The 14572-nt window shown below is 42.5% G+C and carries 14 protein-coding genes and 1 pseudogene; 7 read left to right on the top strand and 8 right to left on the bottom strand.

Going from position 1 to position 14572, the window contains the following annotated elements:
• Window positions 1-291: transposase (locus H6G97_RS18125; RefSeq protein WP_190942110.1), on the top strand; the 291-nt coding region annotated here is incomplete at its 5' end.
• A 120-nt stretch (window positions 292-411) separates the two neighbouring features.
• Here H6G97_RS18125 and H6G97_RS18120 read toward each other — a convergent pair.
• Window positions 412-504: an LLM class flavin-dependent oxidoreductase gene (locus tag H6G97_RS18120; RefSeq protein ID WP_242054980.1), complete on the bottom strand. Its 93-nt coding sequence runs from the start codon at window positions 502-504 to the stop codon at window positions 412-414.
• A gap of 83 nt (window positions 505-587) precedes the next feature.
• On the opposite strand from H6G97_RS18120, the gene H6G97_RS18115 reads away from it, so the two are divergent.
• Both H6G97_RS18115 and H6G97_RS18110 read left to right on the top strand, forming a co-directional pair.
• Window positions 588-824, top strand: a complete 237-nt coding sequence (locus H6G97_RS18115; RefSeq protein WP_242054979.1) for a hypothetical protein — start codon at window positions 588-590, stop codon at window positions 822-824.
• Window positions 825-952: 128 nt separating this feature from the next.
• Window positions 953-2356: pseudogene (locus tag H6G97_RS18110) on the top strand (collagen-like protein).
• Window positions 2357-2359: 3 nt separating this feature from the next.
• Here the strand turns inward: H6G97_RS18110 and H6G97_RS18105 are convergent.
• The gene (locus H6G97_RS18105) at window positions 2360-2920 is read right to left on the bottom strand and encodes an ABC transporter permease (protein WP_190942109.1); all 561 of its coding nucleotides are present in this window, start codon (window positions 2918-2920) and stop codon (window positions 2360-2362) included.
• A 514-nt stretch (window positions 2921-3434) separates the two neighbouring features.
• Here H6G97_RS18105 and H6G97_RS18100 point away from each other — a divergent pair.
• Both H6G97_RS18100 and H6G97_RS54785 read left to right on the top strand, forming a co-directional pair.
• The gene (locus tag H6G97_RS18100) at window positions 3435-3743 is read left to right on the top strand and encodes a hypothetical protein (protein ID WP_190942108.1); all 309 of its coding nucleotides are present in this window, start codon (window positions 3435-3437) and stop codon (window positions 3741-3743) included.
• 180 nt (window positions 3744-3923) lie between these two features.
• Window positions 3924-4049, top strand: coding sequence for a hypothetical protein (locus H6G97_RS54785; RefSeq protein ID WP_277883303.1), 126 nt, complete (start codon window positions 3924-3926; stop codon window positions 4047-4049).
• A 187-nt stretch (window positions 4050-4236) separates the two neighbouring features.
• On the opposite strand, the gene H6G97_RS18095 is transcribed toward H6G97_RS54785, so the two are convergent.
• Entirely contained in the window at window positions 4237-4974 is a 738-nt protein-coding gene (locus tag H6G97_RS18095) for a Ycf66 family protein (protein WP_190942107.1), read from the bottom strand.
• A 285-nt stretch (window positions 4975-5259) separates the two neighbouring features.
• On the opposite strand from H6G97_RS18095, the gene gndA reads away from it, so the two are divergent.
• Window positions 5260-6690, top strand: a complete 1431-nt coding sequence (gene gndA, locus H6G97_RS18090; protein WP_190942106.1) for an NADP-dependent phosphogluconate dehydrogenase — start codon at window positions 5260-5262, stop codon at window positions 6688-6690.
• A 332-nt stretch (window positions 6691-7022) separates the two neighbouring features.
• Here the strand turns inward: gndA and H6G97_RS18085 are convergent, their stop codons facing one another.
• Window positions 7023-8165, bottom strand: a complete 1143-nt coding sequence (locus tag H6G97_RS18085) for a serine/threonine-protein kinase (protein WP_190942105.1) — start codon at window positions 8163-8165, stop codon at window positions 7023-7025.
• Between the two features lie 300 nt (window positions 8166-8465).
• Entirely contained in the window at window positions 8466-9557 is a 1092-nt protein-coding gene (gene cax, locus H6G97_RS18080) for a calcium/proton exchanger (RefSeq protein WP_190942104.1), read from the bottom strand.
• A 530-nt stretch (window positions 9558-10087) separates the two neighbouring features.
• On the opposite strand from cax, the gene H6G97_RS18075 reads away from it, so the two are divergent.
• The gene (locus H6G97_RS18075) at window positions 10088-12805 is read left to right on the top strand and encodes a DUF3536 domain-containing protein (protein WP_190942103.1); all 2718 of its coding nucleotides are present in this window, start codon (window positions 10088-10090) and stop codon (window positions 12803-12805) included.
• Between the two features lie 82 nt (window positions 12806-12887).
• Here the strand turns inward: H6G97_RS18075 and H6G97_RS18070 are convergent, their stop codons facing one another.
• The 3 genes from H6G97_RS18070 to H6G97_RS18060 are packed head-to-tail and all read right to left on the bottom strand — an operon-like array spanning window position 12888 to window position 14516.
• Entirely contained in the window at window positions 12888-13130 is a 243-nt protein-coding gene (locus tag H6G97_RS18070; protein WP_190942102.1) for a hypothetical protein, read from the bottom strand.
• 35 nt (window positions 13131-13165) lie between these two features.
• Window positions 13166-13411 carry an HNH endonuclease gene (locus tag H6G97_RS18065; RefSeq protein ID WP_190942101.1) on the bottom strand — a complete coding sequence of 82 codons (246 nt, stop codon included), beginning with the start codon at window positions 13409-13411 and terminating at the stop codon, window positions 13166-13168.
• A gap of 7 nt (window positions 13412-13418) precedes the next feature.
• On the bottom strand, window positions 13419-14516 hold the full coding sequence (locus H6G97_RS18060) for a Gfo/Idh/MocA family protein (RefSeq protein ID WP_190942117.1): 1098 nt from the start codon (window positions 14514-14516) through the stop codon (window positions 13419-13421).
• Between the last annotated feature and the right edge of the window lie 56 nt (window positions 14517-14572).

Below are 14572 nucleotides of genomic sequence, written 5' to 3'. Positions count from 1 at the left end.
ATTATTTTGATTTTAGATAATGCAAGTTTTCATAAACGCAAAGATGTTCTAGCTAAAATATCTGAGGATTTTCCGAATTTTGTTTTAGAGTTCTTGCCAGCTTACAGCCCTGATTACAACATTATCGAGTTAGTCTGGCACTCATGTAAGGAATATATTGCTCATCGTTTATTTAAATCAGTGGATGAGTTAAAATCACTGCTAGATAACTTGTTGAATCAAGGCGAGTTAGTCATTAAGTGGCATCGGAAAATCAAAAACAAAGGTAATTTCAGTTATATTGCAGCTTAAATGCCGATTAGCTTAGCAAGTGGATAAACACTAATTCAGCGACTCGATAGGCTTCTTCGAGATGGGGATACCCTGAGAAAATAAAGGTATCAATTCTCAAATCGGCATATTCCAGCAAAGTTATTTTGTATAGGTGACAACATTCAGAATGATTCGACCATTAGAAATCTGGTCAAAAGTAGCAGCCATTCTAACAGCTAAAAAAGGCGACATAATTGCCGGACGAAAGGCTACAAGAAACCGCAAGCGTTCCGTAACTGAAATTCACTACATCTACTCCATCAGTCCCTAATTTAATGCCGCTACTATTCAAACGGGCTTTAATCAAAGGTTTCTTAGTTAGCGATTATCAACATCGATTTAATGATTTTTTACGTGATGTTTCTGGATGTTTACAGTCTGGTCAACTTAAGTATAAAGAAAATGTAATTGTTGGTTTAGAAAACGCTCCGACTGTATTTATTGGTTTACTTCGAGGTGATAATTTTGGCAAGCTGATTGTTAAGGTCAATGATGACCCAACAGCAGCTTAAACGTTTAATAAAATGGGTGTGTGCTACGTTAACGCAAATCAGTATTATATTGCTGGACAAGAGGGAGCAAATTGTTGAAATTCAGCGTCAGGAGTAGATAATCCAACTAAAGTTTTAGGTGTAACTAGATGCACAATGGTTTTAGGAGTAAGCTGCCACTACTGCTGACATTCTGCTTATTTACTAGCTTTTTGCCTGCCTCTGGTTCAGTTTTATGTCCAGCCGTTGCTTCTGACGAATATTATAAAGTAGCCAGAAATTATGGCAGAGATGGACGCAGAGGAACCGATGGGCGATCGGGCAGAGATGGTGGCAGTGGTGAAAACCAAAATATTTTTGTCAATGGTTCACCCGTTAATCTTGACTTGTCTGGTAAAGATGGTGAAGACGGGGAAGACGGAGAACATGGTGATCAACCTGACTGTGGTTATCAACCCGGTCGCGTCAGCCACGACATAAATGCACCAAATGGTGGTAGTGGCGGTAACGGTGGCAAAGGAGGAGATGGGGGAAATGGTGGTTCCCTCACGGTGTATTACAACAATTTGACAGACTTACGAAACGTTTCCGTTCGGGCAACTGGTGGAGAAGGTGGGCGCGGCGGTAGAGGTGGCAAGGGTACAGAGGGTTGCAAGTGTCACAGACGGAGATGGGAAGTGAAAACCTGCAAGGGAACTCCTGGTAGCCCTGATTATAAATGTACTGAGAAGGTTTATCGATGTAGCGACGGTAACGATGGGCGAGATGGCAGCGATGGTAGCGATGGTAGGCAAGGGCGCTTAGGAACTTTGAGTATTGTCAATAGCAAGGAAGCTTTGGCGGCTGATACTCCAACTGTGCAGCTAGCAATTTCGGAACTGACAAACAAACAGTTCAACCTTTCGAAGAATAAATGGAATCAACGGATGGGGGCAGCTTCTCTACTTGCGCCTGGTTCTGCGATCGCTGATGATTATCGAGAGTTTGAACAGCGTTTATAAGAGGCTTTTCAAATAGTTTGGCAAGAAAGACAACCCATTACCAACTTTGGTAATCAAGCTGTGACACTGAATTTAACTGATAGCAAACAAGTAGAAGTTACTTTTCCTGAGGACTTATGGGTTCAGGGTAACACCCAAAGTGAGGCCAACTTGACAACATTTACCGTTAACCATGCCATTCCTAAGAAAGATGTTACCCGGTTAGCTGTGGCAGAGTTTGCCGATGCAGGACAAAACCTCAACTTAAAAATAGTTGATTTGGCGGCAAAGTCTGATGTTATTAATACTCAGTTTCGCGTAAAATTTCGCGCACAAGATGGCTTATACGGTTTTTCTGGCTATAAAACTGAATATGAAGGTGATATTCCTAACAAACTTGTGACTCGTGACTACAACCGTTTTACTCTGGCTTTGGGCAAACTCAAAATTCCTGATGAAGCTTTACGCCCTGGTGTCAACGTTGATATTGAAGTCGTAGCAACTCGTTCTTTGGGAATACGTTCTGCGAAGCAAACTATTAGCTGGCAGGGTGCAATCCGCAAGTCTAGATAAAATTTAGGAAGATTTTTTCCCATCTGATACCATTTGCGAGAGAAGATAAGCTGTGAAATGTAGTAACTGATCCAGCAAAAAGCCAATAATGCCGATGTAGAGAATTACCTGAATTATGTAATCAGCATTGCCAGCTTTGTAAGCCTCCCAGAGAGTAAAGCCAAGCCCTTTTGGTCCGATTAACATTTCTGTAGAAATAACTATAAACCAGGCTACCCAAATGCTAACTTTCAACGCATGAAATATATGGAATATAGCTACTCGAAAGTTATTATTTTGTCTATGAAAATGCCGCATACCTATTGCAGTATTAATAATCATCGTCCAGAGAGTTCCCAGAAAAACTACTATAACAGCAGCCGACTCCTTCTCTTGAAATGCTATTAAAGCAATAGGTAATAAAGCTATAGGAGGGATACTATGTGGTATCTGAAATATCAGCCTAAATAGCTGATAAACCATGCTATTAATACCTATTAAATATCCTATAAAACTACCCAATACAGCAGCGGGAATGTAACCAGCAAATAACCTTTGTAGGCTAGCTAAGATGTCTAAAAACATATTATTATCTCTGCCTCAGTTCTTATAGGAAATATTTTGGAAATACTGTGGCAACAACACAAAATGGCGGGTAAAACTTGTATTTAATTACACCTTTTATTTGATAATTACAAGATTTTTTATATCTTAAGACTTACGTAAAAACTCTCTGAAACTCTTATTCCTCTGCGTCTTTGCGGTTCGTTTTTTCATGATTTTGCGTAAGTCCTGTATCTTTCCCTCCTTGATAAATAATCAAAAAAGTTAGGTGTTATTACGATGTGATCGTAGTAGTACAAAGAAGATGTAAAACTTGACTTTATTAAACTTTATCAGGAAAGCAAAATCTGATTAGTAAATTAAATACAATTTGCAGAATTGTCTAATCAAACATGGGTTCGTGTAAATAATCCGCGAACCCATGTTTTTTGTCCAAAGTCCAACATAATGCGGCAATTCAATAGATTTACCGGGGATTTGCCGCAGGTTTACTGAGGTCTAATATTTATTTACCCTCGAAAGCAGAGTCATAATCTTGACTAAGTTCTCTCTAAAACAACTGTTGGGTATGGCGTTTGCCTTCCTCCAAAGGTTACAACAACCAAGAATCTACACATTTTCTATACTGTTTGCAGTGGGACTTGGCTTAACTTTGGCTCTCTCTGCTTATTTTCCAAGGACAAGCGACAACTCTGCTACACCGCAGACAACCCAAGCCACCACCGCTAGCGCTACTACAGTTCGCATCGGTTTCCAGAAAGCGTCAACTCTCCTCTATGGGCTGAAGGCGAGAGGGGAATTAGAAATTAAAGACTTATCATTAAGACTGCAAGGGGCAGGGTGAGAAAGGGTTTTCAGGTTTTTGCACAGATGCAGAAATTATAACTAATCAGCGGGACATGATATAATTTGGCTGAGTTTGACGCGAGTACATGGGTATTTATGGCAAATGTTGAGCAATTTTCGATAAGTAAGTAGACGCAATTAAATATAAGATGTCATTGCGAGCGGAACGAAGTGAAGCGTGGCAACCTCAGTCTTTGTGATTGCTTCTCTTCGAGACGCTCTGCGAAAACTTCGTACCCTGCGAGAAGCCTTAGACCAACGCAATGACGAACTATCTTATATTTATTTAGATCCACCTACTTAGTAGAGCTACCTTTTGCTTGGACAAGAGATAAAAACGCCGTATTAATTTTAGGAGACATGAATTTCTTGTTAGCGTTTAATGTGTGCTTCTATCGCTCTGAATTAGCGTTTTAAACTAGCCATAAAATAGCCTAATAGAAATAGTGAAACCCAACATTATATTAAGTTAACGTTGGGTTTCACAGCATTCAAATAGCTTGATTAGGTGGTACTTCTTCAGGTGACGTTTCCGCTGGGGGAGCGAGTACCGCATCTGGAGCAATTTCTTCTACAGGAATCGGTTGCTTATCCTCAGCCTCAGCATCTGGTTGCGCTGCTTCCACCAATTCAGGAGATGGGGGATGTGGGGGAATTGCTTCCGGGACACTCTCGGTTTTTGCTTCGGTGTCAGTAGTAACTGTCTCCTCTGCTGGTTGTTCTCGTATGGCAGTAGTTTTGTCGATAATCTCAACAACAGGTTTCTCTGCCAGAACAGAGGTAATATCTTCCGGTTTGGGGGTTGTGGGTGTCTTTTTACTCACAGTCTGTTGCACCTTGTCTTTCGCGCCACTGAAGGTGCTACCCAGACCTTTTTGCAACTGACCTAGCCGTTCCTGAAGAGACAACTTATTCACCTGTTCTTGAATGCCAGTTTTTACCGTCTCAGCATTGGGTACTTGGGTTTGTTGTGCCTGCGGGGTCAATTGCCGACGTAATGATAAAGTTTGCCAGCCAAACCAGACCAAAAGAGCCACACTAGCCACATGACCGAGCAACAAACCCCCAGTAATGCGTGGTGCAAACACCCATAAAACTAAGGCGTAGAACAGTCCTATACCACTCCAGATAAAGTCATTCTTGCGGTGGATTTCTGGAAAAAAGAAAGCTGATATGTAAATGGCTAAACTACCAAGACCGACCACCAAAGCTAGGACAAATGCCAGCATTATTTGGTTACTCCTTTCACTAGGGATTGGGGATTGGGGATTGGGTATTGGGTACCAGGAAAGAATTTCTCAGTCCCCAGTCCCTAGCCCCCAGTCCCCAATCTCTTAATTAACAATTTTGCAAGTCAATTGTTGATTTAGATACAAATTAAAATTAATTATCCCTGTTACTTGTGGATTTTTGTCATTTATATCAAGTCTTAAGGTCTTCTTTAGGGGAGAAGGGAAAATATCGGACTACCCTTATAAGTAAAAGGATCTGCAAGAGTTAGCCAGAAATTTTTTATGACACTACAAAGCTTTGGTGTGATTGGATTAGCCGTTATGGGTGAGAACATCGCTCTAAACGTGGAGCGCAATGGCTTCCCAATTGCAGTTTACAACCGCTCCCGAGAAAAAACGGATGCGTTTATGGCGCAGCGTGCGCCAGGACGGAACGTCAAAGCCGCCTTTACTCTAGAAGAATTCGTTGCTTTATTGGAACGTCCCCGCAAAATTCTAGTAATGGTGCAAGCTGGTAAGCCAGTGGATGCGGTGATTGCTCAACTAAAACCTTTGTTAGACGAAGGCGATATCATTATCGATGGTGGCAACTCTTGGTTTGAAGATACAGAACGACGCACTCAGGAATTAGAACCCGCTGGGCTTCGGTATCTTGGTATGGGTGTCAGTGGCGGTGAAGAAGGGGCATTGAATGGCCCATCTCTGATGCCTGGAGGTACAACAAGCTCTTACGAGTTTCTATCACCAATTTTCAACAAAATTGCTGCCCAAGTCGATGATGGCCCTTGTGTAACCTATATTGGCCCTGGTGGTTCTGGCCACTATGTCAAAATGGTACACAATGGCATTGAGTATGGCGATATGCAGCTAATTGCTGAAGCCTACGACTTGCTAAAAAATGTCGCTGGATTAGACCATAATCAGCTACATGAGGTGTTTGCTGAATGGAACACCACCGATGAACTCGATTCATTTTTAATTGAGATTACGAAGAATATCTTCCCATATCTTGACCCAGAAACAAATAAACCCCTGGTGGATTTGATTGTTGATGCAGCAGGTCAAAAGGGAACTGGACGCTGGACTGTGCAAACTGCGTTGGAATTGGGAGTCTCTATTCCCACAATTACAGCAGCAGTTAATGCCCGGATTATCTCTTCTATTAAAGAGGAGCGGGTTGCAGCATCTAAAGTCCTCACAGGCCCTAGTGGCAAGTATGACGGGCAAACCAAGGACTTTATCAACAAAGTTCGTGATGCTCTCTATTGCTCAAAAATCTGTTCTTATGCTCAAGGGATGGCGTTGCTATCTACAGCTTCAAAAACATATAACTGGAATTTGGATCTGGGCGAAATGGCGCGGATTTGGAAAGGTGGTTGTATTATTCGCGCTCGCTTTTTGAATAAGATTAAAAAGGCTTTTAGCGAAAATCCAGCTTTGCCTAACTTGCTGTTAGCTCCCGAATTTAAGCAGACAATTCTCGACAGACAGACTGCTTGGCGGGAAGTGATTGCGACAGCTGCAACACTGGGAATTCCAGTACCTGCATTTAGCGCATCCTTAGATTATTTTGACAGCTATCGCCGCGATCGCTTGCCCCAAAACCTAACTCAAGCACAACGCGACTACTTCGGCGCACATACCTACCTGCGTCTTGATAAGCCCGGAAGTTTCCACACTGAATGGGTTCCTATTGCTGAAGCTGAGAAGTAAACTTTTACATCTCTACATCAGAATATTTGTCAAAGGTTAGTTAATTTCGAAATACGTTTTAAGAGTGGCTCTGAGTTTCAGAGTCACTTTCTTTTTAAGGTAGATGCAAAGCGGTGAAGCAGCGCGGTCTTCTCCCAAGGGGAGACGCCAAGGGCGATAGCGCAGCGTTAGCGAGGCGAGGTACGAGCGTCCATGAGCCACTGACTGCTGTTAGCACAGCGTTAGCGACGTTAGGAGCGTCACCCGGAGGGCTTGCCGCAGGCTACCGCAGAGGCAAGAGAGACGCAGAGTAAGAGAGGAGGATAATAGCAATGATCTATTTTTTATTGGTTTTAAGGGTTATTATTTCCAAGATATTTGGCTTTTAATTCTTCTAATTCTTGATCTACTTCGTTTGTACTAGAAAGCCCAGATGTGGGAATTGGTGGTTGTATTTTATTTGGCTGAGGTTTGTTACTACCCAAAAATTGGGTTTTCATTTGTTCTAATTCCAGATCAATTTGACTGGGAGATGGCGATACAAATGTAGGTGGAGATTTTGGTGGTGATTGAGGGATAGATTTTGCTGCAATCGCTGGCGTGGCTGCTACTTGTGATTGTTGATTTAAGTCTTTGAGAACTTCATCTACTGTTTGATAACGTCGAATTGGAATGCTTTCTAACATTTTGTTGAGAATGCGACTCAACTGATTACTGACGGGAGTTTTCAAGTATTGCTGCCAAACCCAAGTATCGTTGTTAGTATCATAAGAATCAAAGGGCGATCGCACTGTCAATAAATTAATACAAGTTGCACCCAAACTGTAAATATCGCTGGCAAAAATAGCCCTACCTCTCATTTGCTCTGGCGCTACATATTCTGGACTGCCAATACTAGTACCAGTTTTATTTAAAGCATTGCCAGTGGTAGATTTAGCAGCACCAAAATCTACTAATACTAGTTTGCGTTGGGCATTGCTCTCACGAATAATATTTTCTGGCTTAATATCGCGGTGAATTACGTGTCTGGCATGACAAAATTGCAAAACTGATAATAAATCGTTTAATAGTTGCCAGATTTGTGTTTCACTAAAAGCACCTTTATGTGCTAATTCCTGGGCTAAATTTTCCCCGTCGATAAATTCTTGTACAAGATACTGCCGATTTTCTTGGGTAAAATATGCCAGTAGTTCGGGAATCTGCGGATGTTTACCCAATTCATCTAACTGCACCGCTTCTTGGTTAAATAACTCTACAGCTTTGGCAAGACTATTCGCGCCTTGGGATTGGGGATAAAATTGCTTAATTACGCAGCGTGGTTTTGAGGGTTTATCCTCATCCACAGCTAAGAAGGTTTTGCCAAAACCACCTTGTCCGATTGGTTTAATAGCACGATAACGTTCTTTGAGGAGTAACTTAGAACCGCAAGTCCGGCAAAACTTGACCTCATCAGGATTTTCAGGCTTGGGACAATGGGGATTAAGGCAGTAGCTCATATAGGCAATCGCTCTTATATCTCTTTATTTTACTGGCGTTGAAGGTGGAGACTTCCGCAAATTCGTTATATGAGCGATGTCTACGCCAGGCTATTCAGTCTCGCAGTACTAACTAGTACAATGTCTAAGCTCGTTTTGAGGCTTTGTACTAAGCACAAAGCGTGTTTAGAAGATAAGGACTAAATTAAAGTCCTTACTACAAACTTTTGACCAGAAATAAAAAGTTACAGAGCAAGTAAATTTATGGGGTTTCCCCCTGCTCCCTGCCCTTTTCCTATTTCTGACTTCCGCCTTGCGGTACTACCCGATACCTTCTATAACTGGATGAAAGTAGAAGGCAAACCCCAATACTGTATAAGCAGCTAATAATAAAGTGCCTTCAAGCCAATTGGACTTACCATCAGAGCTGATACTGTTTGCAATCAAGACTGACGCAACCACAGCTACTAATTCAAAGGGTTGGAAATCCAAATCCATTGGTTTACCTAATACCCGCCCTGCTATCACCAACACGGGGGCAACAAATAAGGCAATCTGCATACTTGATCCCACAGCTACCGAAAGGGAAAGATCCATCTTATTTTTCATCGCCACGGTGACTGCTGTGGCATGTTCAGCCGCGTTACCGACGATGGGAACCAATATCACCCCTGTAAACAGTGCCGTCAAACCTAGCTGAGATGTGGCCACTTCCAGAGAATCTACTAACATTTCTGACTCAAGTGCCACTAGTAAGGTACATACTAGCAAGACACCAACCCACAACATCATATTTGGTTTCGCGTGAGGGGTTTCCTCTTCTTCTGTCTCCGCTACACCCACATCATAAAGATAGGAGTGGGTTTTCATTGAAAATAGCAGTGTTAGGGCATAAACCAGAATTAATACTACAGCAACAGCAATAGAAAGATTTTGCAGTGTTTCTTCGTTAATTCCTTGAGATGTGTAATTCATCGCCGTTGGCATCAAAATAGCAATCACCGCTAAATTCATCGAATCAGCATTCACCCGCGCCACAATTGGCTGAAATGTCTGTTCTTTGTAGCGTAACCCCCCTAAAAGCATGGAAAAACCCATCACCAGTAGTAAGTTACTAATAATCGATCCCGTGATACTGGCTTTGACTACATCTATTAACCCGGCGTTCAGCGCTACTAAGGCGATAATTAATTCCGTAGCATTGCCAAAGGTAGCGTTTAACAAGCCCCCCAGTGATGGCCCCACTACGACAGCAATTTCTTCTGTGGCTGTACCCATCCAAGCTGCTAAGGGCAGAATTGCTAATCCAGCTGTAATGAAAACTATCAATTCTCCCCACTCCAGAAAGTGGGCTGCTACAGAAACCGGGATAAACAGTAGTAAAACGAAAAGAATAATGTTTTTGGTTGACATTTGTTGTCTTAAGTTGAGGGTATCATTCACAGCGAGAATCCTAAGTTTTAAGTTTAGAGTGTTGAATTAACAATCGTTTTCATATCAGCACTCCGATATGATACTCTCAACCGTCTGTAGACCAATTCAGAGATTGTACTGTTTTCCGTTCACTGCCGCGCTAATTATGTAAAATAAGATTGCGATATAATGAGTTCTCGTAATCTTTTGTTGCAAAATTATGAATTTGAGCCAAAGTATTACATCAAAAATGCGGTTTAATATATTAAAAGACAATTAAAATTTTGATTGACGCCCAAGAAGAGAAAACCCCTAACTGAGGCTTTGTTCAATGGCTAATTACTTTAAGCCTTCAGGGAAAGGGCTGTGCGATAACGCAGATTTCCCATTACAATAAAACAGCTTTGTCAAAATTTAGTTGTATCTCATAGTTGTTGTTTATACCGGATTTTGTGTTCAAACTATTGTAGTAAGGTTTACGCACAATGTTTTCGGTGCAACTGCAAGTTTTTTGTTTTGGATAAATATACATGACTTCTGCTGCTGAAATGCCAGCTAGCTCTGGCTCAACGTTAACATTACATTCAGATCCCAATAACACTAAAGAAACCGATCCCCTGAGAAAGGCTAATGGAGTTTATGTGACGGTGCATGGTCATTTTTACCAGCCACCAAGGGAAAACCCTTATCTGGACGCAATTGAACGCCAACCGAGCGCTGCACCTTTCCATGATTGGAATGAGCGGATTCATTGGGAATGCTATCGTCCAAACGCTTTTGCCAGAGTCTTAAATGACCAAGGTGAAGTGGTGGGGATCGTCAATAATTATGAGTATTTCAGTTTTAATATCGGGCCAACGCTGATGTCGTGGCTAGAACGCTACGATGTGGAAGTTTATCAGCGCATTTTAGAGGCGGATGCTAAGAGTAGCGATCGCTTGCATGGTCACGGTAATGCGATCGCGCAAGTATACAATCACATCATCATGCCTCTGGCGAATGAACGCGACAAATATACCCAAATTCGCTGGGGTAAAGAAGACTTCCGCTCCCGCTTTGGCCGCGATCCCGAAGGGATGTGGCTGGCAGAAACTGCTGTAGACTACGCAACCTTAGAAGCTTTAGTTGCTGAAGGTATTCGCTTCATTGTCTTGGCACCGTCTCAAGCATTGCGTTGCCGTCCCCTCCCCACTCCAGATCATCCCCATTCTGAATGGATTGAAGTCGGCGGTAGTCAGATTGATTCTACCCGTCCCTACCGTTGTTATTTGCAGCCCACACTAGACACTTCATCTTCACCTTTGAGTGCGATCGCTACTAGCCCCAACGATGGTAGTAAAGAAGAATTACCCTACATTGATATCTTCTTCTACGACGGGCCGATATCGCGGGATATGGGTTTTAGTGATGTTGTTTATAATTCCAGTCACTTTGCCGGACGTATTGGTTCAGCAGTACGTGGGGATCATCGTCTGGCACAGTTGATTTCTGTGGCAACAGATGGGGAAACCTTTGGACATCACAAAAAGGGAACTGAGAAAACTTTAGCCTACGCCTTTACTAAAGAGTTTCCTCAGCAGGGTTGGACGGTGACGAACTTTGCCCACTACCTCAGCTTAAATTCTCCCAGTTGGGAAGTGGAATTGAAGTCAGTCACAGCCTGGAGTTGCGCCCACGGTGTCGGCAGATGGGAGGATGACTGTGGTTGCGGTGGAGAAGGTGGTGTTTGGCATCAGAAATGGCGTCGTCCCTTGCGGGATTCCCTCAATTGGCTGCGGGATCAGCTAACTGAGGTGTATGCAGAACATGGTAAGCAGTTATTTCGTGATCCCTGGTTAGCACGAGATGAATATATCCAAGTAATGCGCGATCGCTCTGCTACCAATGTCAACCGTTTTCTCGCCCGTCATCAAACCCACAAACTAACCGCAGCCGAACAAGTAGACGCTTTGCGCTTGTTAGAAATGCAGCGTCACGCTTTGTTGATGTTCACTAGTTGCGGTTGGTTTTTTGAAGAAATTTCCCGTCCAGAAGGAACACAAATTCTGCGCTATGCTGCCCGTGCTTTGGAATTGGCAGGGGATGTGGCTGGTGTGCAGTTGGAAAAAGGCTTCGTCAAACGTCTTGGTTTAGCCGCCAGTAATGTGGATCAGTTCAAACACGGTGGGGAAATTTATCGGCAACTCGTGTTAACTGCCCAACTTGGCTTTAAGCAAGTAGCAGCCCATTACGCCATTACTTCCCTATTTACCAATCAGAAACCAGCAGAGGCGCACAATTCCCTACCAAGAAAAGATGCTGCTGACAAACAGTCTCAGCGTTACCAGAAGCGGGTTTATTGCTACGCTGCTAATGAGTTAGATTACCAAATGCAACGGATGGGATCGCTAACTCTGGCTGTGGGAAATTTAAAGCTGGTATCAGAGATTACTTGGGAAAGTGAGCATTTGGTCTTTGCAGTTCTGCATTTGGGAGGCTGGGATTTCCACTGTGGCATTCAACAATTTACTGGGCGACGTAACTACAGCCAATTAAAAGAAAAGCTGTTTGGGGCACTAAAACAAGCTAGTGCGGCTCATACTATCTTGGCGATGACACAGCTATTTGGCGAAGAGGCTTTCAACTTACAGAATCTATTTGCTGAAGAACGCCACCGAATTATGCGGCTGCTGAGTGAGGAAACACTAACGCGTTTAGGACAGTTATATACCCAAGCGTACCGTGATAATTATGGTGTGTTGATGGCGTTTCATCGAGATGAAATCGCAGTACCGCAAGAATTGCAGGTGGCAGCAGATATTGCTTTAGGGCATCGCTGTTTGATGACATTACGATCGCTTGAGCAAGATATTGCTGATCCCCAAAAGAGTTGGAATCACATCTTGGAATTAGAGGCGATCGCAACTGAAGCAAAACATCTGCGTTGTCGGCTGAATATTCCCGACGGTAAGCAGATGTTAGAACAGTTAATTGCGCGATCGCTCTGGCAATTGTTGAACGATGCCAATGGGAGTTTTAATGCAGATATCCAACTATTGGAGCGATTGATTGATGTCGGGGATCAACTAAATATTAATGTTTCCCTACAGCGATCGCAGGAACTATACTTTAGTTGCCTGCACAGCCAGATAGGGCCGGTATGTATCACTAGCGTTGATAATGAAGCAGATAATCAGTGTCTTCAGTTGCTTAAGTTGGGCAAAAAGTTAGCCGTTGATGTCAGCATGATCTCAAATCAATTGGGATAGATGTAGGGGCGGACAGCCTTACATTGCATATCACATAGAGAAAAGGGGAAAGTTTTCCCCTTTTCTTTTTAATATCTTTTACTTAATCTTGGGAGCGATCGCAATGGTAGGGATAAAGCCACTCACACCTGAAGAGTCCGTGGGTATGTTTCTCAAAAAACGTTCCTGCATGACGTTTACGTGATATATCGATCCCAGCTTTAGTTTTCATCTCATATAACCAAGGAAAGGTTACTACTAAAATAGCTATGGCAGTGAAGAGGTAGAAAATTGTAGTTTTAATGTTGAGGAATTTCCGGGAATTGCTATTGTGATTTTGAGGCATAGAAATGAAAAACTAATAGCTCGTACTATCGTAACCTAAAGCTGAAAATATCGCCGGAAACGTGGGTCAATATTATCAGTTTTCTGCTGATTGCAGGTAAAGCAGAGAGTTTGTAAATTGCTAATATCGTTTTGACCACCACGCGCGAGGGGAATAATATGGTCGATACTAAGGTTAGTTTCTCCAGTAGTTTTACCACAGCTTTGACATTGGTATTTGTCACGTTGAAAAACATATTTCTTGACTTCCGGCGGAATACGAATGCGGGGAGTTTTGCTCATTTTATTTCTAGTTGCTAAGAAATTCTTCCAAGCTTGGTACATCTACCCAACTTGATTTTTGATGCGATTCATGGGATAAATCCATCAACAACTGAGAATAAATTCCTTCTCGCAGCGATGGTGTAATTTCCTGATTGTGGTCAATTCCTTGTACCCATTGGTCTACTACGCGGATAAATGCTGAAATGCGACCATCAGTATAATTTTTGGGAAAAATTAACCGATTCGGTATTTCTATTTCCGTCAAAGCCTTACCTGCCTGGGAACCCCAAACACGAAAACCATGTATATAATCTTTTTGATTTTCACTACCCACAATTAATGTACCGCGATCGCCATATACTTCTACCCAATGGGTTCTTGATGCATGAACCACTGCACTGATAGAAAGTTGGCAAGGTGTACCGTTTGCTAATTCCAGGGTTAATATACAGTTGTCATCCGTATTTACTGGCTTAGATTCTCCGCTAACAGGGTCAACTCGTGTAGCAATAGCAGTAGTTAAATGGGCGTTTAATCTACGGATTGGCCCGAATAACCAGTGAATATAATCGAAGGCGTGAGAACCTAAAGATCCCAATGCACCGCCTCCTTTCTCCTTATCAGAATACCAATTCCAAGGGCGTGAAGTATCAGCACGAGAAGAACCCAACCAATCAATTTTAATTAGGCGCAACTTACCCACATAGTCTTCTGACAATAATTCGGCAAACAATTGCCATCCAGGTACAAAGCGAAATTCAAAATCTACAGTTGCAATAACACCTTTTGCTTTAGCTAACCTATAAAGTTCTTTAGCCTCAACTGCGTTTAAAGTTGTCGGTTTTTCTAATAATAAATGTTTCCCAGCTTGCAATACAGTTTTTGCCATTTCATAGTGCAAAAAAGGCGGTGTAGAGATGCTAACTGCTTGCACTTCTGGTAATGCCACAATATCTGCCAGTGAGTCGGAGGCGTGGGGGATATTATGGGATTCTGCTATGGCTTGAGCTTTATTTATATCTCGGTGATAAACAGCAACTACCTCAGTTTGAGGATGTGCTTGGAATCCAGGGATGTGGACTTTTTGACCGAATCCAGTGCCTGCGATCGCAATCCCAATCATATCATTATTTACTCCCATCCTTATACAATTTACTTACATAATATCATTTCATCTAT

Source organism: Nostoc flagelliforme FACHB-838 (assembly GCF_014698065.1).
Lineage (GTDB): Bacteria > Cyanobacteriota > Cyanobacteriia > Cyanobacteriales > Nostocaceae > Nostoc > Nostoc flagelliforme_B.
Note: the sequence above shows the minus strand (reverse complement) of the source record. Positions and strands in the feature narration are given on the sequence as shown.